Source organism: Pseudomonas sp. 21615526 (assembly GCF_013386245.1).
Lineage (GTDB): Bacteria > Pseudomonadota > Gammaproteobacteria > Pseudomonadales > Pseudomonadaceae > Aquipseudomonas.
In genome coordinates, this window is the sequence record NZ_JACAOM010000020.1 from 16,514 (window position 1) to 37,453 (window position 20,940).

At 61.5% G+C, this 20,940-nt stretch carries 18 protein-coding genes; 5 read left to right on the top strand and 13 right to left on the bottom strand.

What is annotated here, in order from left to right; translation table 11 throughout:
* Nucleotides 1-192: 192 nt before the first annotated feature.
* Complete coding sequence (locus HX786_RS07985) at nt 193-1,851, top strand: MFS transporter (protein ID WP_003207803.1); 1,659 nt, start codon at nt 193-195, stop codon at nt 1,849-1,851.
* Entirely contained in the window at nt 1,848-2,993 is a 1,146-nt protein-coding gene (locus HX786_RS07990; protein WP_003207807.1) for an HlyD family secretion protein, read from the top strand. Before HX786_RS07985 ends, HX786_RS07990 begins: the two co-directional genes overlap by 4 nt.
* A gap of 123 nt (nt 2,994-3,116) precedes the next feature.
* On the opposite strand, the gene HX786_RS07995 is transcribed toward HX786_RS07990, so the two are convergent.
* From HX786_RS07995 to HX786_RS08040, 10 genes are all read right to left on the bottom strand, one after another.
* Nucleotides 3,117-3,977, bottom strand: coding sequence for an aldose 1-epimerase (locus HX786_RS07995; protein ID WP_178911915.1), 861 nt, complete (start codon nt 3,975-3,977; stop codon nt 3,117-3,119).
* A 212-nt stretch (nt 3,978-4,189) separates the two neighbouring features.
* Nucleotides 4,190-5,470 carry a TRAP transporter large permease gene (locus HX786_RS08000; RefSeq protein WP_003207810.1) on the bottom strand — a complete coding sequence of 427 codons (1,281 nt, stop codon included), beginning with the start codon at nt 5,468-5,470 and terminating at the stop codon, nt 4,190-4,192.
* The gene (locus HX786_RS08005; RefSeq protein ID WP_003207813.1) at nt 5,471-5,998 is read right to left on the bottom strand and encodes a TRAP transporter small permease; all 528 of its coding nucleotides are present in this window, start codon (nt 5,996-5,998) and stop codon (nt 5,471-5,473) included. It lies immediately after the preceding gene.
* A 67-nt stretch (nt 5,999-6,065) separates the two neighbouring features.
* On the bottom strand, nt 6,066-7,037 hold the full coding sequence (locus HX786_RS08010) for a TRAP transporter substrate-binding protein (protein ID WP_178911916.1): 972 nt from the start codon (nt 7,035-7,037) through the stop codon (nt 6,066-6,068).
* A 51-nt stretch (nt 7,038-7,088) separates the two neighbouring features.
* Entirely contained in the window at nt 7,089-7,964 is an 876-nt protein-coding gene (locus tag HX786_RS08015) for an SMP-30/gluconolactonase/LRE family protein (RefSeq protein WP_178911917.1), read from the bottom strand.
* 30 nt (nt 7,965-7,994) lie between these two features.
* Nucleotides 7,995-8,816, bottom strand: a complete 822-nt coding sequence (locus HX786_RS08020) for an NAD(P)-dependent oxidoreductase (protein ID WP_003207819.1) — start codon at nt 8,814-8,816, stop codon at nt 7,995-7,997.
* 288 nt (nt 8,817-9,104) lie between these two features.
* Nucleotides 9,105-10,373, bottom strand: a complete 1,269-nt coding sequence (locus HX786_RS08025) for an OprD family porin (RefSeq protein ID WP_178911918.1) — start codon at nt 10,371-10,373, stop codon at nt 9,105-9,107.
* Nucleotides 10,374-10,522: 149 nt separating this feature from the next.
* Nucleotides 10,523-11,380 (bottom strand): copper homeostasis membrane protein CopD, encoded by an 858-nt coding sequence (copD, locus tag HX786_RS08030; protein ID WP_003207822.1) that lies wholly within the window; start codon nt 11,378-11,380, stop codon nt 10,523-10,525.
* Between the two features lie 3 nt (nt 11,381-11,383).
* The gene (copC, locus tag HX786_RS08035; RefSeq protein ID WP_003207825.1) at nt 11,384-11,749 is read right to left on the bottom strand and encodes a copper homeostasis periplasmic binding protein CopC; all 366 of its coding nucleotides are present in this window, start codon (nt 11,747-11,749) and stop codon (nt 11,384-11,386) included.
* 23 nt (nt 11,750-11,772) lie between these two features.
* On the bottom strand, nt 11,773-12,216 hold the full coding sequence (locus tag HX786_RS08040) for a GNAT family N-acetyltransferase (RefSeq protein WP_178911919.1): 444 nt from the start codon (nt 12,214-12,216) through the stop codon (nt 11,773-11,775).
* A gap of 144 nt (nt 12,217-12,360) precedes the next feature.
* On the opposite strand from HX786_RS08040, the gene HX786_RS08045 reads away from it, so the two are divergent.
* Nucleotides 12,361-12,981, top strand: a complete 621-nt coding sequence (locus HX786_RS08045) for a TetR/AcrR family transcriptional regulator (protein WP_003207828.1) — start codon at nt 12,361-12,363, stop codon at nt 12,979-12,981.
* A 118-nt stretch (nt 12,982-13,099) separates the two neighbouring features.
* Here the strand turns inward: HX786_RS08045 and preA are convergent, their stop codons facing one another.
* From preA to hydA, 3 genes are all read right to left on the bottom strand, one after another.
* A complete protein-coding gene (gene preA, locus HX786_RS08050; RefSeq protein ID WP_003207829.1) occupies nt 13,100-14,374 on the bottom strand; it encodes an NAD-dependent dihydropyrimidine dehydrogenase subunit PreA in 1,275 nt (424 codons plus the stop codon).
* Nucleotides 14,374-15,741, bottom strand: coding sequence for an NAD(P)-dependent oxidoreductase (locus tag HX786_RS08055; protein ID WP_003207831.1), 1,368 nt, complete (start codon nt 15,739-15,741; stop codon nt 14,374-14,376). Before HX786_RS08055 ends, preA begins: the two co-directional genes overlap by 1 nt.
* Before the next feature lie 154 nt (nt 15,742-15,895).
* A complete protein-coding gene (gene hydA, locus HX786_RS08060) occupies nt 15,896-17,335 on the bottom strand; it encodes a dihydropyrimidinase (protein WP_178911920.1) in 1,440 nt (479 codons plus the stop codon).
* 601 nt (nt 17,336-17,936) lie between these two features.
* Here hydA and HX786_RS08065 point away from each other — a divergent pair.
* Together HX786_RS08065 and HX786_RS08070 are read left to right on the top strand one after the other, a co-directional pair.
* On the top strand, nt 17,937-19,424 hold the full coding sequence (locus tag HX786_RS08065; protein ID WP_102369544.1) for an NCS1 family nucleobase:cation symporter-1: 1,488 nt from the start codon (nt 17,937-17,939) through the stop codon (nt 19,422-19,424).
* Nucleotides 19,425-19,603: 179 nt separating this feature from the next.
* A complete protein-coding gene (locus HX786_RS08070; RefSeq protein WP_087693198.1) occupies nt 19,604-20,887 on the top strand; it encodes a Zn-dependent hydrolase in 1,284 nt (427 codons plus the stop codon).
* Nucleotides 20,888-20,940: the final 53 nt, after the last annotated feature.

The following is a 20,940-nucleotide window of genomic DNA, read 5'->3' on the forward strand; positions in this document are numbered from 1 at the left end:
TTGCTTACTTTTGCGCTGTTAAGAAGTGAGCCGCTGTAAGAGCGGAACCATAAGCAGCCGTTACCGCAGCAACGGATATGCACCCCAACCGCCCAAATCCCTCCCAAGATGGCAAGTTGAACTCCACTCAGGTTTACTACTCCCTGAGTAACCGTTCCACCGGCCCCAAACGCCGGTCATCAAGGCCACCGAATGGACAAATACACCCCCCACACCTGGCAGCCCCACGAGCGCCCGAGCCTGCCGGGCTCGCCGTCGACGCCGCTGCATTCCACCCGCAAGCGCTGGGCCTACGCCCTCGTTGGCGTACTGGTGGCAATCACCGGTGGCCTCGGCAACTCGCTGGTGATCGCCAACCTTGTGTACCTCCAGGGCGCCCTGGGCGCGACGACGGCCGAGATGGCCTGGCTCCCCGCCGCCTACGTCATGACCAACGTCTCCATGAACCTGCTGCTGGTAAAATTCCGCCAGCAATTCGGTCTGCGTGCGTTCACCGAAGTGTTCCTGGTGCTCTACGCCCTGGTCACCTTCGGCCACCTGTTCGTCAACGACCTCAGCTCGGCCATCGCCGTACGCGCGGCCCACGGCATGGTCGGCGCCGCCCTCAGTTCCCTGGGCCTGTACTACATGATCCAGGCCTTTCCCGCAAAGTGGCGGATGAAGGCCCTGGTACTCGGCCTGGGCACCGCGCAACTGGCACTGCCCCTGGCCCGACTGTTCTCCGAAGACCTGCTGCAAATCGCCGAATGGCGCGGCCTGTACCTGTTCGAACTGGGCATGGCGCTGACCTGCCTGGGCTGCGTATTCCTGCTCAAGTTGCCCCCGGGCGACCGCTTCAAGACCTTCGAAAAACTCGACTTCCTGACCTTCGCCATCCTCGCCACCGGCGTCGCCTTGCTCTGCGCGGTGCTTTCCCTGGGCCGTATCGACTGGTGGCTGGAAGCGCCGTGGATCGGTATCGCCTCGGCCTGCTCGCTGGTGCTGATCATGGCCGGCCTGGCCATCGAACATAACCGCTCCAACCCGTTGCTGATGACCCGTTGGCTGGGCAGCGGGGCGATGATTCGCCTGGCGCTGGCGGTGGTGCTGATTCGCATGGTGCTCTCGGAGCAGTCCACCGGCGCCGTGGGCTTCATGCAGATGCTGAACATGAGCAACGAGCAGATGCGCACGCTGTATTGGGTGATGCTGGCGGGGGCGATTGCCGGCCTGGCCGTGAGCGCGCTGACCATCAACCCCGCGCATTTGCTGATGCCGCTGATCATCTCCCTGGCCTTCATGGCCGTGGGCTCGGTGATGGACAGTTTCTCCAGCAACCTCACGCGTCCGCAAAACATGTACATCAGCCAGTTCCTGCTAGGCTTTGGCGGCACGTTCTTCCTCGGGCCGACCATGGTCCTGGGCACGAAGAACGTACTGACCAACCCCAGGAACCTGGTGAGTTTCTCGGTGCTGTTCGGGATCTGCCAGAACCTCGGCGGCCTGATTGGTGCGGCATTGCTCGGTACGTTCCAGATCGTGCGGGAGAAATTCCATTCCAGCATGATCGTCGAACACCTGACCTTGCTCGACCCGCGTGTGGCGGCGCGTGTTGCCAGCGGCGGCTCGGCCTATGGCGGGGTGATCGCCGACCCCGAGTTGCGCAACCTCATGGGCATTCGCAGCCTGGCCACGGCCGCCACCCGCGAGGCGAATGTGATGGCCTACAACGATGTGTTCATGCTGATCGCGATCATCGCCATACTCACCATGATCTGGATCTTTATCCGCAGCCTCTGGCTGATGAGTACCACTAAAGCTGCCGCCAGTGCAGCGCCTCCCGTTCAACCCAGCGGCGCACTTTCTTCATGACCGAACCGACGACGACCACCACCAACGCCATCGCTTCCACGCCGGAAGGCACCGCGCCGCCGAGCATGCCGGCCACCGAACCGCGCTCCTTGCGGGTGCGCATCATCTCTTCCATGGGCTTTGCCGCGATTGCGATTATCGGCGTGCTGATCGTGCTCTACGCCTGGCAGTTGCCGCCCTTCAGCAGCGCCGTGGAAACCACCGAAAACGCCCTGGTGCGCGGCCAGGTGACGATCATCGGGCCGCAGCTCAGCGGCTACGTGTATGAAGTGCCGGTGACGGACTTCCAGTACGTCAAGGCCGGGGATTTGCTGGTGCGCCTCGATGACCGTATCTACAAGCAGCGCCTTGATCAGGCCCAGGCGCAACTGGCGGTGCAGCAGGCGTCCCTGGCCAATGTGGTGCAGCAACGCAACAGCGCTGAGGCGACCATCAAGCTGCGTCAGGCGGCCTTGATGGACAGCCAGGCCCAGGCCCGCAAAAGCACCGCGGATTTGCGCCGCAATGAGGAGTTGATCAGCGATGGGTCGGTGTCCAAACGCGAGCTGGATGTGACCCGCGCCGCCAATGCGCAAACCATCGCGGCCGTGGCCCAGGCCCAGGCCAACCTGGAAATCGCCCGGCAGGATTTGCAGACAGTGATCGTCAATCGCGGTTCGCTGGAGGCGGCGGTGGCCAGTGCCGATGCGGCAGTGGAGCTGGCGCGTATCGACCTGTCGAACACCCGGATCATCGCCCCGCGTGACGGGCAACTGGGCCAGATTGGCGTGCGCCTCGGGGCCTACGTCAACAGCGGCGCGCAGTTGATGGCGCTGGTGCCGAACCAGCTGTGGGTGATCGCCAACATGAAAGAAACCCAGATGGACAACGTGCAGGTTGGCCAGCCGGTGACCTTTACCGTGGATGCCCTGGACCACCGCAAGTTTCACGGCACGGTGCAGCGCATTTCCCCGGCGACCGGGTCGGAGTTCAGCCTGTTGCAGGCGGATAACGCCACCGGCAACTTCGTCAAGATCGCCCAGCGGGTGCCGGTGCGGATTACCGTGGACCCGGGGCAGGAGCAGAGTGAACGGCTGCGACCTGGGTTATCGGTGGTGGTGAGTATCGACACGGCGGGGCGCCTGAAAAACACCCCTCCCTAAGACACAATGGAGATCAAAAATGTGGGAGCGGGCTTGCTCGCGAATGCGGAGTGTCAGTCGCAGATGTGTTGACTGATCCACCGCATTCGCGAGCAAGCCCGCTCCCACATGGGTTTTGTGTTGTTAGAGGGTTTTGTATTGCAGGCTGAAACTGAGTTCTGCCGACTGGCCTTGTTCCAACAGCTTCAACCCCGGCCTACCCGGCAGGTGATGGGCATTCACTGGATGACTCACCGGCTCGAAGCAGAAAAAATCCAGCCCCGGCGGGCAATACAGCAGGTAATAGTCGCTGCCGGTGGCCTGGCATTCCAGGGTGTAACCCAGGTCTGGCTGCTGGATGACGCAGCGCCCATCCCACGGGCAAAAACCGTTGTCCACCAGTGTCTCGGGCAACGATTCTGGGTGTTGAAAATCCCACTCGGCGGGTACGGCAGCCAGCCCTGTCGGCAATTTCGCCGCATCACTCATCCATACCTGCGAAGCCTTTGCCTGCAATTGCGTGCCCGGCCTGCGGGGCAGATACGGATGCAATCCCAGCCCGTGCCACGCCGCTTTTTCCGCCAGGTGCGTGACGCGCAAGGTGATGCTCAACTTGCCGCCCTTCAACTGAACCCGCTGCTCGGCGCGATACGCAAAGGGTGTGCTGCTGTCCAGTTGCAACACCACTTCGTCTGACGTCTGGCTGACCACCTGCCACACCTGTTGCCAGGCACTGCCATGAATTGGCAGCGGGTCCAGCGGGCTGTTGGGCTCAAGTCCCAACCACCCTGATGGGTTATCAAAGCCACCGTCGGCAACCCGGTTCGACCAGGGCGCCAGCGGGAAGCACGCAAGCTTCCCCGGCAAGCCGCTGGCCAGCGCCTGTTGATCGGTGTGGCGTAGCAACGGCTGGCCGCTGCTGCGTACTGTCCAGTTGACGATACTCCCGCCCAACGCTGGCGCCAGCGTCAGGTGGGTCAGGTTGTCTTTGAGTTCAAGCATCATGAGTGTCAGCAGACCTATTGAATGATGAATGCTTGTGTGGCGAGGGAGCTTGCTCCCGATGGGCTGCGGAGCGGCCCCAAAAAAGCGGGAGCGCTTCGCACTCCAGCGGGAGCAAGCTCCCTCGCCACAGAAAGCTCCCTCTCCACACCAAGCTCCCTTGCCACAGCAGCTCCCTCTCCACAATAGCTCCCTCGCTACACGCAGTGTGGGGCTTATAACACCAACCCCGGCAACCACAACGACAACGCCGGAATGTAGGTCACGGCCATCAGCACCAAAAACAGCACGCCATAAAACGGCAGCAACGCCTTCACGGTCTTCTCGATGCTGACTTTGCCCACCGCCGCCCCCACAAACAACACCGCACCCACCGGCGGGGTGATCAGGCCGATCCCCAGGTTCACCAGCATGATCATGCCGAAGTGCACCGGGTCGACGCCAATCCCCAGGATCACCGGCAGCAAAATCGGCGTGAGGATCAAAATCAGCGGCGCCATGTCCATCACCGTGCCCAGCAACAGCAGCATGGCGTTGATGCACATCAGGATCACGTAGCGGTTGTCCGATAGGGTCAGGAACATCGTGGTGATCTTCGCCGGGATCTGCATCAGGGTCATGATGTAGCCGAAGCTGGCGGCGAACGCGATCAGGATCATCACGATGGAGATCGTGCGCACCGTGCGGTGCATCAGCTTGGGCAGCTCGCTCCATTTGTAGTCGCGGTAGATGAACATGGTCACGAAGAACGCCCACAACACCGCAATCGCCGCCGACTCGGTGGCGGTGAAGATGCCCGACAGAATCCCGCCAAGAATGATCACCATGGCCATCAGGCCCCACAGTGCGTCGGCGCAGATTTTCAGTGCCTGTTTCAGGGGGATCACTTCGCCTTTGGGGTAGTTGCGCTTTTTCGCGAAGATCAGGCACAGCACCATCAGGCAGGCGCTCATCAGCAGGCCCGGGACCACGCCGGCCATGAACAGCGAGGCGATGGACACGGTGCCGCCCGCCGCCAGGGAGTAGAGCACCGAGTTGTGGCTCGGAGGCGTCAGCAAGGCTTGTACCGAGCCGCTCACGGTGACGGCGGTGGCGAATTCACGGGGATAGCCCTGGCGTTCCATTTCCGGAATCAGCACCGAACCGACAGACGCCGTATCGGCCACCGACGAGCCGGAGATCGCGCCAAAAAACGTCGAGGCCATGATGTTCACCAGGGACAGGCCGCCGCGCACAAACCCCACCAGCACCCCGGCAAACGCCACCAGCCGGCGCGACATGCCGCCCTCGGCCATGATCGCCCCGGCCAGCACGAAGAACGGAATCGCCATCAGCGAAAACTTGTTCACCCCGCCGGCCACCTGAATCATCAGGGCCTGGAACGGAATGTCGATCCACCACGCGCCGATCAGCGCAGAAAGCCCCAGGGCGTAGGCCACCGGCATGCCAATCAGGATCAGGGCGATAAAGCTGCCCAACAGAATCAATGCGTCCATTCAGGCAGCCCCTTCACTTTCTTCAACCAGGTCGAAGCGCACGACCCGACGGTTGCTCTGGTCACCCAGCAGGAGTTTTTCCAGCACAAAAACCAGGGTCAGCAAGCCACCGATCGGGATCGGCATATAGGTGATGCCCACCCGCAAGGTCGGCATGGCGCTCATGAACTGGTTCCAGGTCGACAGGCACAATTTGCTGCCCCAAATCGTCATGAACAGGCAGATGGTTGCCATCAGCAATTGCGAGACGATGCCGACGATTCGGCGTTGGCCGGGCGGCAGGCGGTCGGTGACCATGGCCACCGACATGTGCGCCCCGGCGCGGTAGCTGGCGGCGGCGCCGACAAAGGTGAACACCAGCATCAGCAGGATGGCGGTGGGCTCCGGCCAGCTGGAGCCGGTGCCGAGCACGTAGCGGGCGAAGATGCCCCAGGGAATGATCAGCGCGACGCCGAGAACGGCGAGGCCGGCGATCCAGATGCAGCTCATGTAAATGCGGTCGTTGATGCGCAGCAGTAAATTCTTCATGGCGTTCACCGTAACCGGGCGCGTCGATGCCGACCGCGCCGGGCCTTATCTATGAGAGGAAAAAGGGTTACTCGACGGCTTCGATGCGCTTGATCAGGTCGGCGTAGGGCGCGCCGTACTTGTCGCGGATCGAAGCGGTGGCCTCATAGAACGGTTTTTTGTCGATGTCGATGAACTCGACGCCAGCAGCCTTGAGCTTGGCTTCACTGCTGGCAGACTTGGCGTCCCACAGCTCGCGCTCCTGGATCTGCGCGGCTTTGGCGGTGTTCTTCACCAGCACCTGTTGCTCGGGGGTGAGCTTGTTCCAGGTGATTTTCGACATCACGATGGGCTCGGGCAGAATCAGGTGGCCGGTCAGGCTGTAGAACTTGGCGTTCTGGTAGTGGTTGTGTTCCAGCAGGGTGGGCGGGTTGTTTTCCGCGCCGTCAATCACGCCGGTCTGCAGGGCGCTGAAGATCTCGCCGGTGTCCATGGCAATGCCGTTGCCGCCCATGGCGTTGATGGTTTCGATGAAGATCGGGTTGCCCTGCACGCGGATCTTCATGCCCTTGAGGTCTTCGATCTTGCGCACCGGTTTCTTGGTGTAGAGGTTGCGCGTGCCGCCGTCCATCCAGGCGAGCGCCACCAGGTTGAATTCGGAGTCGGTGATCTTGGCGAGGATTTCATCGCCGATCTCGCCGTCGATGACCTTGCGCATATGCGCCTGGTCGCGGAACACGAACGGCATGTTGAACACGTTCACGTCCGGCACCACCGGGCCGACGATGCCGAGGCTGACCCGGGCCATCTGGATCGCGCCGACCTGGGCCTGTTCGACCACTTCCTTTTCCGAGCCCAGCACGCCGCCGGGAAACATCTTGAAGGTCAGGCCGCCGTTGCTTTCGGCCACCAGGGTTTTACCCAGCTGTTCTTCGGCGACGACGGTGGGGTAGCCGGCGGGGTGGATGTCGGCGAATTTGATTTCCAGCGCGTGGGCGGCACCGGCGAAGACGAAGGTGAAGGGGAGTGCGGCGAGGAGCAAAGTGCGTTTGAAGTCCATGGGGTGTCTCTCCAGTCTTGTTATTGTTTTATTCAAGGCACAGCGATGCAGCTAGAGGATGAAGGTGGGCTCCGGCAATCCGGTGACCCCGGGGTTGAGGGCAAACACGCCGCCGGCCAGCGACTGGGCACTGTGGTCGTCGCGGATCGAGGTGACGAACAGGGTGTCCAGGCGGTTGCCACCGGAGGCGCACATGGTGGGTTTTTTCACCGGCACGGCCAGTGAGCGGTCGAGACGGCCGTCGGGGGTAAAGCGGTGGACCAGCCCGGCATCGTTGGCGCAGATCCAGTAGCAACCTTCGGCATCCACGGCGGCTCCGTCAGGGCGGCCGAGGAACTGGTGCATATCCACAAACAGCCGCCGATTGGACGGCGTACCGCTGTCGATGTCGTAGTCGAAGGCCCAGACCTGCTGGACCAACGGGTGCGAATCCGAGAGGTACATCGTGCGCCCGTCCGGGCTGAAGGCCAGGCCGTTGGGGGTGATGAAACCGTTGAGTGTGGTGTGAACCGCCCGGCCTGTTTCGTAGCGATACAGTGCACCGTCGGCCGCATTCTCGGCCATGTTCAGCACCATGCTGCCGGCCCAGAACCGGCCCTGGCGATCACAGCGGCCATCGTTCAGGCGCATGTCCGGGCGGGCGTGCTCGACGCTGGCCAGGGGCGCAGTGTCGAGCCTGCCATCGTTGTGGGGCGTCAGCCGGAAAAACCCGGTTTGCATGCCCGCGACCCAATCGCCCGCTGAGGTGCGGGCGATGCAGGCAAGCATCTGCGGAGCTTTCCAGGCCTGCGCCTGGCCGCTGGTGGCGTTCCAGCGTTGCAGTTCGCCTGTGGGAATATCCACCCAGTACAGGGCGTTTTCCCCGGGTACCCACACCGGGCATTCACCCACGGCGTTGCGGGCGTCGACAATCAGTTCTGCTTGCATGGCCACTCATTCCCTTGGGTTGGTCTGTGGTCAGTCACCGAACGGGCCGGCGGCGCAAAACGCGCCACCCTGGTACACCCGCGCCGGGTCGTCGGCAGCGGGCATCGGCTGGGCTTCCACCTGTTTGCGGAATACTTCGGAAGAGTCCCGCGGGGTGAAGCCCAGGTGCGCGGCGAAGCGGTTGTCCCACCACACATCGAGGTTATCCGACATGCCGTAGACCACGGTATGCCCGACATTCGGTGTGTACAGCGAGCGTTCGAGCAGTTGGGTGAGGTCGTCGAAGCTCAGCCAGGTGTGCATCATCCGGCGGTTCTGGGGTTCCGGGAACGAGGAGCCGATGCGGATGCTGACGGTCTCGATGCCATAGCGATCGAAGTAGAAACTGGCCATGTCCTCGCCGTAGGATTTGGACAGCCCGTAGTAACTGTCGGGGCGGCGCGGGGAGTGGGCGTCGAGGGCTTCGTCCTGCTTGTAGAAGCCGATCACGTGGTTGGAGCTGGCGAAGATGACGCGCTTGACCCCATGGCGGCGCGCCGCTTCATAGATGTGGAAGATCCCGCAGATGTTCGCGCCCAGCACTTCCTCGAACGAGCGTTCCACCGATACGCCGCCGAAATGCAGGATCGCATCGACGCCTTCCACCAGTTGGTGCACGGCTTGTTTGTCGGAAAGATCGCAAGGCAATACTTCTTCGCTGTCGTCAGCGGCCGGGGCCATGTCGGCGATATCCGACAGGCGCAGTACCTTGGCGTAAGGACGCAGGCGTTCGCGCAAGACTTTGCCCAGGCCACCGGCGGCACCGGTGAGCAGCAAGCGGTTGAACGGGGTAGGGGCGGTTGTGGTGGTCATGGTGATCCCGTTATTGTTGTAGGTTGTCGTATGACTGATCCGAAGTATCCTTAGGGTTTCCTACACTTGTCAACGCACTATTGGTCGAAGTTGATAGAGGCTCATCGCTGTCCTGTGGCGAGGGGGCTTGCTGTGGCGAGGGAGCTTGCTCCCGCTGGAGTGCGAAGCGCTCCCAAGATTTTGGGGCCGCTGCGCAGCCCAGCGGGAGCAAGCTCCCTCGCCACAGCAATCTCCCTCCCCACGGCAACCTCCCCCGTCACAAAAGCCTTTCCGGTTGTTTGTAAACCGCTATAACAACGACAGCGGGTAACTGATGAATATCCGGTTTTCATCAAACTCGTTGGTACTGAAATCCCGGCGCATCGTTGCGTTGCGCCAGCGCACATTCAGGTCCCGCAGTGGACCGCTTTGTACCGTGTAGGCCAGCTCCGACTCACGGCCCCACTCCTTGCCATTGGTGATCGCCCCGGTGTGCACGTTATCGCCACTGATGTAGCGGTTCATCATGGTCAACCCGGGAATGCCCAGTACCACGAAGTTGAAGTCGTGCCGCACCTGCCAGGATTTTTCCTTGGCGTTGTCGTAGCTGGCGTTGTAGCTGTCGTTGGCCAGGGTGCCGCCGCTGGTGCCGTTGACCCGCATCCAGGCGCTGTCGCCGGTGAGTTTCTGCAGGCCGATATAGAAGCTGTTGCCTTTGTATTTGGCCGAGAGCAGGGCGAACGCGGTTTTGTTGTCGAGGTCGCCGGCCAGGGCCTTGCCGTCTTCCTTGCCGGTGAAGAACCCGAGGTTGGCGCCCAGGGTCCAGTCGCCCACGGGCTGGCTGTGGGTGAGGTTGAAATACTGTTGCTGGTAGATGTCACTGAGTTCGGCGTACCACACGCCAACCTGGGTGCGCTTGTCGTTGAAGGTGTATTCGCCGCCGCCGAAGTTGAAGCGGTCCGAGGTGAATGCGGCTTTGCCGTTGAGGAACATGTCATCCATGCTCGCGTCGTTGCGCGGGCTGTTGCCGCGGAACTGGCCGCCATACAAAGTCAGGCCGGCGATTTCCCTGGACGTTACCTGGCCGCCGCGGAACGTTTGCGGCAGTGAGCGGCCGTCATCCGAGCGCAGGATCGGCAGTACCGGCATCCATTCGCCGACTTTCAATTCGGTGTTCGACAGCTTGGTTTTCAGCGCCACGCCCAGGCGCCCGAAGTTATCGGCAGGGCGGCCATCGCTGCGGGTCGGCAGCAGTTGGGTGCCGGCGGTACCTTTGCCGCCGTCGAGTTTCTGCGAGTAAAGGCCCAGCACGTCCAGGCCGAAACCGACGGTGCCTTGGGTGAAGCCGGACCTGGCATCGAGAATGAAGTTTTGCGTCCACTCCTCGGCCTTGCCCTGGGGGTAGGCGGGGTTGGTGAAGTTGCGGTTGAAGTAGGCGTTGCGCAGGTTGAGCGTGGCGGCGGCGTCATCGATGAAGCCTTCTGCCGAGGCGGTGGCGGGGAGGGTAAAGGCCAGGCTGCTCAAACCGATGGCGGCAAAACGGGTGGTGCCGGAGAAATGGCGGACGTGTTGGCTCACAGTGACGCTCCCTTGTCTTTTTGTTGTTTTTATTTTTTTGTTATACGTTGTCGTACAACATTGAGGGCGATATTTGCGAGGTTTCAGGGGGATGTCAATCGAAAGTTATACGATGACTCCCTGCGTGAAGGGAGTCAGGGGGGAAGGAGTTATCCCGCTGCAACCATGGGCGGCAAGGTGCCAAGCAGCGAAACGGCGGCTACCGCTGAAACACCTAGTAACCATTCAATCATCACGCTGGCCTTCAAGGCAGGCAGCCGCTGCTCACAGTTGTGAATCCGCAGGCGGTTCAGCAGCGCCAGGGCGAGCATGCCGAACACCAGCAGCACCTTGATCAACAGGATCAGGGCGAACCCTGTGAACAAGGGCGTCGGCCAGAACTGCCCGGTGAGCACCCGCACGTTGATCAATCCGGTCACCAGCAGCCCTGTCACCAGGCCATAACCGATGCCACTGAAGCGCTTGAGGATCGGTTCTAACGGATAGCGGGGCGATTGCCTGAGGATCAACACCAGCAGGAGCAGGCCGCCCAGCCAGGCACCGACACACACCAGGTGCACCACCTGATTGAGGATCAGCAACTGTCCGGCCATGCCATTGAGCATGGCGCCATGGCCCACCGGTGCCAGTGTCGCCAGCAGCAATGCACAGAGCGGCAGGCGCAACGCCTTCCACGGCGTCATCAGGCCCAGCACCAGCAGCACGTTCAGTAGCAAGTGCCAGGTCCAGACCTGGCCGAAGAAGGTTTTGCCCAGCACCAACTGCACGGTCGACCATTCCAGCGCGCCCAGCCCGACACCGGCCATGCTCGCGCTGATCAACAACAGCCACGCCACCCCCGACACCAATGCCAGCCACGCCAACCCTTGGGTGATGCGCGACAGTTGGCGGTCCAGCACCGGTTGCGGTCCCGCGCCCAGCAGCCAGGGCCTGAACACACAGGCCCCGAACATCAACAGCACGACGATGAAATGCAGGAAACGGCACAGCACCAGCAGGGTGGCCATGGATTATTGGCCGACCTTGAAGCTGTATTCACCGTTGCTCTTGTGGGTATCCACCGAGACCGCGTTCCACACCACTTTGTAGGTGCCGGCGGCCAAGGGTGCGGCCGGTGTCACCACCAATACTTTCTTGTCGGCGTCCGGGGTTTCCAGGCCCTTGATCGCGACTTCGGTGCCGTCCTTGCTCAGGGATACCTTGGTGAAGGTCGCTTCAACGCCTTCGCTGAACGTCAGGCGCAGGTCCTTGGGCGCGGCGACGCTGCTGTCGGCGGCAGGCTCCGAGCTTTTCAGGTGGGCGTGGGCAAACGCGGCCGAGGCGCCCAGCAGGGAAGCGAGCAGGGCAACGGTGGTGAGGGTCTTCTTGATCAACATTGTTCAATACCTTCAGGTGAGAGTCAGTCGTTCGGTAGTGCCATGTGCAACAAGGGGAAGGGCTTGCCTTCGCCATCGATGGGCGAGCGGCCGGTCTGGATAAAACCATAGTGCAGGTAGAAACCCACGGCCTGTGGATTCTGCTCGTTCACGTCGACCCGCAGGGTGTCGTGGCGGGCGCGGACGAAGTCCAGCAACTGGCGACCGATGCCCTGGCCGCGTCGGTTCGGGTCGATAAACAGCATCTCGACATTATTGCCGCCGGTGCCGACGAAGCCGCCAATGCCTTGGGCATCTTCGTACACCCACACCTCAAGGGCGGGCATCGGCAGGTAGCAGTCGCGTACCAGGGGCAGCAGGCGCTGGATGTCGTCTTCGCTGAGAAAGTCATGGGTGGCGCGCACCGAGCGTTCCCACAGTGCACCCAGCACCGGGTCGTCGCACGCGCTTCGCTGTCGAATAGTCATGGGGGATGATCCTTCGAGGGGATGGCGATGCTAACCAATCCGCTATCGACGGGGAAGGTTCTTGTACGAAGTTTCACAGTGGCGTGTCGCCGCGATCTAGAGCGGATGGTAGTCTTGAAGCCATGTTGTTGTCAGGGAGCCCTTATGGGCAATCACAAGATCGGTATTCGTCGGGTCAACGTCGAAAAGATTCTGCTGGCGGCTGAAAAGGTCTTCGCCGAGAAGGGCTATGGCAGCACCGCCATGGCCGACATCGCTGAAGAAGTGCAACTGCCGCGCTCCAACCTGCATTACTACTTCAGTACCAAGAGCGAGCTGTACAGCGCGGTGTTGTTCGACCTGCTGGAGGTGTGGAAGCAGGACGCCTTGTGCTTCGAGATGTTCGACGACCCGCGGGTGGTGCTCAGTAGCTACATCCGCGCCAAGATGCAACATTCCCGCAGCCGGCCTTATGGTTCGAAAGTCTGGGCGAATGAAATCATCCACGGCGCGCCAACCCTGGGGGAGGCGCTGGATGTGAGCCTGTATGACTGGGCCAAGATGAAGGAAGCGAAGATTCGCCAGTGGGTGGAGGACAAGCGGATTTTGCCGGTGGAGCCGTCGAGCCTGCTGTATATGATCTGGGCGTCGACCCAGCACTATGCCGACTTTGATCATCAGGTGAAGATCCTGAATGACCATCAGCCGTTGTCGGACATGCAGTTTGAGCGGGCGGTGCAGACGGTGACGAGTGTGATCCTGCGGGGGATCGGGTTGGAGCCCTAGATCGTTCCCACGCTCCGCGTGGGAATGCCGCCTGGACGCTCTGCGTCCGTTCTTAAGGTCGTGACGCGGAGCGTCAACGGATGCATTCCCACGCGGAGCGTGGGAACGATCATTCAGGCTACACCGCCTCGCGGTAGGGGTTCCTCGGGTCCTGCGTCCAGTTCAAAAACGGCTTTCCGGTATCCACCGGCACCATCTCGATACAGTCCGCCACCGGGCAGGTGATCTGGCACAGGTTGCACCCCACGCACTCATCATCGATCACCTCGTATTTATGTGTCCCATCCGCCTGCTTCAAGCTGGCAATCGCCTGGTGCGACGTGTCTTCACAGGCAATATGGCAACGCCCACAGCCAATACATGCCGCCTGGTCAATTTTGGCGATCACCTGGTAATTGATATCCAGGTACTTCCAATCCGTCGTATTGCCCACCGCCCGCCCGGAAAATTCCTGCAGGCTGCTGTAACCCTGGCTGTCCATCCACCGCGACAGCCCGTCCTTCATTTCTTCGACAATCCGAAACCCATGCAGCATCGCCGCCGTGCACACCTGCACCGCGCCGCAGCCCAGCGCGACGAATTCCGCTGCATCGCGCCAGTTGCCAATCCCGCCAATCCCGCAGATCGGCAAGCCTTGTGTCTGTGGGTCCCGGGCAATCTCCGCCACCATGTTCAGTGCGATGGGTTTCACCGCCGAGCCGCAGTAACCCCCGTGGGTGCTTTGGGTGCCGACCATCGGCAGGGCGACCATGCGCTCCAGGTCGACACTGGTGATGGAGTTGATGGTGTTGATCAGCGACACCGCATCCGCGCCCCCGCGATACGCTGCCCGCGCCGCCACGCGTATGTCGGTGATGTTCGGCGTGAGCTTGACGATCACCGGCAGCGAGCAATAGGTCTTGCACCAGCGCGTCACCTGTTCCACATACTCCGGCACCTGGCCCACCGCCGCGCCCATGCCGCGTTCCGGCATGCCGTGGGGGCAGCCGAAGTTCAGCTCGATGCCGTCACAGCCGGTGGCTTCCACCAGTGGCAGGATGTGCTTCCACGACTCCTCAACACACGGCACCATCAATGACACGATCAGCGCGCGGTCCGGCCAGTCCTTTTTCACCTGGGTGATTTCCCGCAGGTTGATCTCCAGGGAGCGGTCGGTAATCAGCTCGATGTTATTGATGCCGAGCACTTCACGGTTGGCACCAAAGTGCGCCGAGTAGCGCGATGAGACGTTGACCGCTGCCGGGTCTTCGCCAAGGGTTTTCCAGACCACGCCGCCCCAGCCTGCTTCAAAGGCGCGGACCACGTTGTAGGCCTTGTCGGTAGGCGGTGCAGAGGCCAGCCAGAACGGATTGGGGGCTTTGATACCGGCGAATACAATCGAGAGATCGGCCATTACGCAGCCTCCACATTCAGCATGAGTTGAGCGTGCATGGCTTCAGCGGCCAGCTTGCCGTGTTGCACGGCCTGGACGGTGAGGTCCTGGCCGAGGCTGACGCAATCGCCGCCGGCGTACACACCGGGGATGCTGGTGCGCAGCTGTTCGTTGACGAAGATCCGATCGCCCTGGCGTTGCAGTTGGTGGGCCAGCGGGTCGTGCAGCGCCTCGTCGTCGAAGCCTTGGCCGATGGCCTTGAAGATCGCGTCGGCGGCCAGTTCGAAGGTCTCGCCGGTGGCTTGCAGGCGGCCATCGACCATGCGGGTGCGGGCGAAACGCATGCCGCGCACATGGCCCTGGTCGTCGAGCAACACTTCTTCGGGCTGGGCCCAGGTCAGCAGGCGTACCTGGTTGGCCTTGGCGATGTCCTGCTCATGGCCGGTGGCGCCCATTTCAGCCAGGCCACGGCGATACACCAGGTTGACGTCACGGGCACCGAGGCGGGCCATTTGCACCGCCATGTCGATGGCCGTGTTGCCGGCGCCGAGCACGATACAACGGTCGGCCAGGGGCAGTTGACTGAGGTCGTCGGCCTGGCGCAGTTCACGGATGTAGTCGGTGGCGGCGAGCAGGCCGGGGGCGTCTTCGTGTGGCAGGCCGAGCTGTTTGCTGGCAGCCAGGCCAAGGCCGAGGAACACTGCATCGAACTGCTGGTGCAGTTCGCTCAAGGTCAGGTTGTCGCCCAGGCGCTGGCCGTGGCGGATCTCGATGCCGCCGATCTGCAGGAGGAAATCCAGTTCCTTCTGTGCGAAGTCATCCACCAGCTTGTACTTGGCGATCCCGTATTCATTCAGGCCGCCGGCTTTTTCCCGGGCTTCGAAAATCACCACGTCATGGCCGTGCAGGGCGCTGCGATGGGCGCAGGACAACCCCGCAGGCCCGGCGCCGACCACCGCGATGCGCTTGCCGGTGGGCGCGGCGCGCTGGAACGGGTGTTCGCTGAAGTGCGCGTTGTCCACCGCGTAACGCTGCAACAGGCCGATCAGCACCGGGGCGCATTCCTCGGCATTGTTGCGCACGCAGGCTTGCTGGCAGAGGATTTCCGTCGGGCAGACCCGGGCGCAACTGCCGCCGAGGATATTCGCCGAGAGAATCTTCTGTGCGGCGCCCTGGACGTTCTCCGTGTGGATATTGCGGATGAACGACGGGATATCGATCTCGCTGGGGCACGCGTTGACGCACGGCGCGTCGTAGCAGTAGAGGCAGCGCGAGGCTTCCAGTTGGGCTTGCCGGGCATTGAGCGGCGGCGCCAGGTCGGTGAAATGCGCGGCGAGGGCCGCCGCATCTTCATGGGGGTGGGGAAGATGGTTCAGGGTCTGGATCACGGTATTGGCCTCACGGTTTTTGAGGTGCTGCCTCTGGTGGGCAGTGGTTTTTTTGTTGCCTGTACCGGCCTCATCGCAGGCAAGCCAGCTCCCACAGGGGAATGCATTTCAAATGTGGGAGCCGGGCTTGCCCGCGATAGGCCGAAGGCCGCTTTCAGCGTTTCACAGCAACCGGCCTGGAACGCTCCGCCCGCTTGCCCAACTGCTCAAACACCGGCGGATACGTCGGCCGTTCGATATACCGACCCGCACCCCGTTCGGCGCGCAAATCCCCATCCGCCCAGACCAGCTTGCCCTGGCTGATGGTATGGCTCGGCACGCCGCGCACGGTCTTGCCTTCGAAGATGTTGAAGTCGACTTTCTGGTGGTGAGTCTTCGCGGAAATGGTCCGTGTGCCTTGCGGGTCCCACAGCACCAGGTCAGCATCGGCCCCCACGCGGATCGCACCTTTACGCGGGTACAGGTTGAAGATCTTCGCGGTGTTGGTAGACGTCAGCGCAACGAATTCCTGCATCGACAAGCGCCCAGTGTTCACGCCCTCATCCCACAACACCGCCATGCGGTCTTCGATACCGGCAGTGCCATTGGGAATCTTGCTGAAGTCATCCCGCCCGGCGGCTTTTTGCTCGGCGCAGAAGCAGCAATGGTCGGTGGCGGTGGTGTGCAGGTTGCCCGATTGCAAGCCATGCCACAGTGCCTCCTGATGCCCGCGCGGGCGGAAGGGCGGGCTCATCACATAGCCGGCGGCGGTCTGCCAGTCGGGGTGTTGATACACGCTGTCGTCCAGCAGCAGATGCCCGGCCAATACTTCGCCGTACACCGGCTGGCCCTTGCTGCGGGCGTAGGTGATTTCATCCAGCGCTTCCTTGGTGGACACGTGCACCAGGTACAGCGGCGTGCCGATGGTTTCGGCAATCCTGATCGCCCGGCTGGCGGCTTCACCTTCCACCTGCGAAGGCCGCGACAACGGATGCGCTTCAGGCCCGGTAATGCCCTGGGCCATCAGCTTGCGTTGCAGGTGATACACCAGCTCGCCGTTTTCGGCATGCACCGTCGGTACCGCACCCAGTTCCAGGCAGCGTTCGAAGCTCGCCACCAAGGTGTCGTCGGCGGCCATGATTGCGTTCTTGTACGCCATGAAATGCTTGAAGCTGTTGATGCCGTGTTGGCTCACCAGCTCGGCCATTTCCTCGCGGACCTGCTCGCTCCACCAGGTAATGGCGACGTGAAAGCCGTAGTCGGACGCCGACTTCTCGGCCCAGCCGCGCCACTGATGGAAGGCTTCCAGCAGGGATTGCTGCGGGTTGGGAATCACGAAGTCGATGATCGACGTGGTGCCGCCCGCCAACCCGGCGGCCGTGCCACTGAAAAAATCTTCACTGGCCACGGTGCCCATGAAGGGCAACTGCATATGGGTATGGGGGTCGATGCCGCCGGGCATCAGGTATTGACCGCTGCCGTCGAGTATCTCGGTGCCGGCGGGAATATCCAGATCAGTGCCAATGGCGCGGATTAGACCGTCTGCGCATAAAACATCGGCTCGGTAACTTTCATCATGGGTAATAACGGTAGCGCCACGGATCAACAGCGACATGTCGAGTTCCTCACAGGCTTGACCGGCTTGTGCCAGTTCTAAGTGTTGTCATGCATCGCGCCGCTGGAAAATTAATTCCTGTCAGCGGTGACAGGAATAGAAACTAGCCCGAGTTTTTCGAATGAGCAAGAATATTTTTTATAAGCTTATATCTTTATTAAGTAATTGAATTTTAACGATAAAAAATCAAAATCACCAAAATGTAGCGGCCTCTCACCATTTTGACGCACTTGACAGGTTCCCAATATGAGCAACATTTCCTATTGCAAATCAGACGCTTGAGACATGCCTCTTGACGGGGCCGGTAAATAAAAATAATTGTGTTGCACCAGATTGAGTCCTGATGGTTCGGACAACTTCTGCGTTATTTGGCCTGAGTAACGCTGAAAGTAACGAGGGGCTCTTCGGTCGAGACAATAAAGCTGATAAACATCAGCAAGTTATACAAGCGGTGCGGGCAGGTTGACGGTTTACGGCACGGTTATTGAGTGCGGTGGCGGTTGGCCGGGTCCCGGATGTCATGTTGTCAACGAGGTACTCCGGCCATCCCGTGCACGTCACGGGGTGAGCAAAAATAATTCGAAAAAACCGTGGAGCGGCCATGCAACAGAACAGATCGCAAGTCATTGAGCGCAACGGCCTGTACGAACTCGACGCCGGCCCCGACGTCCTCGACAGCCCCCGCTACAACCACGACATGGCACCGACCAAGGTGCGCGAACGCACCTGGAACAAGTGGCATATCACCGCGCTGTGGATCGGCATGTCGGTGTGTGTGCCGACCTACACCCTGGGCGGCGTGCTCACCGCGTACTTCGGGTTGTCGGTGGGCGAGGCGCTGATGGCGATCCTGCTGGCCAATATCGTGGTGTTGATCCCACTGACCCTCAACGCCTTCCCCGGCACCAAGTACGGCATCCCGTTCCCGGTGTTGCTGCGCTCGTCCTTCGGTGTGCTTGGCTCCAACGTGCCGTGCCTGATTCGCGCCCTGGTGGCGTGCGGCTGGTTCGGCATCCAGACGATGTTTGGCGGCTTGGCGATTCACCTGTTCCTGGGCTCGGTTTTCGAGGGTTGGAAGTCCCTTGGTGGCACCGGTGAAGTGATCGGCTTCATGATCTTCTGGACCCTGAACCTGTGGGTGGTATTGCGTGGCGCCGAGTCGATCAAATGGCTGGAAACCCTGTCTGCTCCGCTGCTGGTAGCGGTGGGAATCGGGCTGCTGGTGTGGGCGCTGCCGAATGTCTCGCTGACCGAGTTGATGGCGATCCCGCCCAAGCGTCCCGAAGGCGCGAGCCTCACCGGCTACTTCATGGCAGGCCTGACGGCGATGGTGGGTTTCTGGGCCACCTTGTCATTGAACATCCCCGACTTCAGCCGCTACGCCAAGAGTCAGAAAGACCAGATCCTCGGGCAGATTTTCGGCCTGCCGCTGACCATGTTCCTGTTCGCCGCCCTCGGCGTAATCATGACCGCCGCCTCGGTGAAACTGGTGGGCGTCAGCGTCTCCGACCCGGTCACCCTGATCGGCCATATCCAGAGCCCGGTGTGGGTGGCCGTGGCGATGGCGCTGATCATCATCGCCACCTTGTCCACCAACACCGCGGCGAACATCGTCTCGCCCACCAACGACTTCCAGAACATCGCCCCCAAGCTGATCAACCGCACCACAGCGGTGGTGCTCACCGGCCTGGTGGGCCTGGCGCTGATGGCCCACGAACTGCTGAAAAAGCTCGGGCTGATCATTTCCGACGTGAGCCTGGAAACCGTCTATTCCAACTGGTTGCTGGGTTACTCAAGCCTCTTGGGGCCGATCGCCGGGATCATGGTGGTGGACTATTTCATCATCAAGAAACAGCAACTGGACCTCGCCGGTTTGTATCGCGATGACGTGTACCCGGCGTGGAACTGGCATGGCTTCCTGGCGTTTGGCGTGCCGGTGGTGTTGACGTTGCTGTCCCTGGGCAGCGACGCGTTCAGCTGGTTCTACAGCTATGGCTGGTTCACCGGCTCGGCGCTAGGTGGCCTATTGTATTACGCCCTCTGCATGAAACGCGGGGCTCGTGTGGTCGCGGTGAAAACACCGCTTTAATCGATGTGGAATGCAATCAAATGTGGGAGCGGGCTTGCTCGCGAATACGGTGTGCCAGTCGCCAGATGTGTTAGCTGAATCACCGCCTTCGCGAGCAAGCCCGCTCCCACATTTTTGATCGCAGTCCTCCAGTGAGAGTCTGGTCAAATTCATAAGAACTACTGCCTGAGGAGATCCCCATGAACGCTGCCATAGACGTTCTGCAATCCACCCATCAGCACATCAACCGCGATCGTCTGTGGCTGTCCCTGATGGAACTCGCCAAGCTCGGCGCCACCCCCAAGGGCGGCGTCTGCCGCCTGGCCCTGACCGACCTCGATCGCCAGGCCCGCGACCTGTTTGTGAAGTGGTGCGAGGAAGCGGGCTGTACCGTGACCATCGATGGCGTCGGCAATATCTTCGCCCGCCGGCCGGGGCGCAATCCCCAGTTGCCGCCGGTGATGACCGGCAGCCATATCGACACCCAGCCCACCGGCGGCAAGTTTGATGGCTGTTTTGGCGTGCTGGCGGGCGTTGAGGTATTGCGCACCCTCAATGACCTGAAGGTGGAAACCGAAGCGCCGCTGGAAGTGGTGGTGTGGACCAACGAAGAAGGCTCGCGCTTTCCTCCATGCATGATGGGCTCCGGGGTGTTTGCCGAGAAATTCACCCTGGCCGACACGCTGGCCAAGACGGATGCCGACGGCGTGACCGTGGGCGATGCGCTGAATGCCATTGGGTATGCCGGATCACGCCCGGTGAGCGGGCACAAGGTGGGCGCATATTTCGAAGCACATATCGAGCAAGGTCCGATTCTTGAGGATGAAAAGAAAACCATCGGTGTGGTGCTGGGCGCCCTTGGCCAGAAATGGTTCGACCTGAAACTGCGGGGTGTCGAGGCGCATGCGGGGCCGACCCCGATGCACCTGCGCAAGGATGCCCTGGTCGGTGCCGCGGCCGTGGTGGCTGCAGTTAACGCGGCGGCGTTGGGTCATCAGCCTCACGCCTGCGGCACCGTCGGTTGCCTGCAAGCGTATCCGGGCTCACGCAACGTCATTCCTGGCGAAGTGCGCATGACCCTGGACTTCCGCCATCTGGAACCGGCGCGGTTGGATTCGATGATTGCCCAGGTGCGCAAAGTGATTGACGAAACCTGCGCCAAGCACGGCCTCACGTTCGAGATGACACCCACCGCTGACTTCCCGCCGCTGTACTTCGACAAAGGCTGCGTGGATGCCGTGCGTGATGCGGCCAATGGGTTGGGGTTGTCCAACATGGATATCGTGAGCGGGGCAGGGCACGACGCGATCTTCGTCGCGGAACTGGGGCCGGCGGGAATGATCTTTGTGCCGTGTGAAGGTGGCATCAGCCATAACGAAATCGAGAACGCGGCGCCGGATGATTTGGCGGCGGGGTGTGCGGTGTTGCTGAGGGCGATGGTGGCAGCTTCGGTGGCAATCGCCAGCGGTAAGTTGGCTGCCTGAGTACGTCCAGTCACTGCGATAAAATGTGGGAGCGGGCTTGCTCGCGAAGGCGG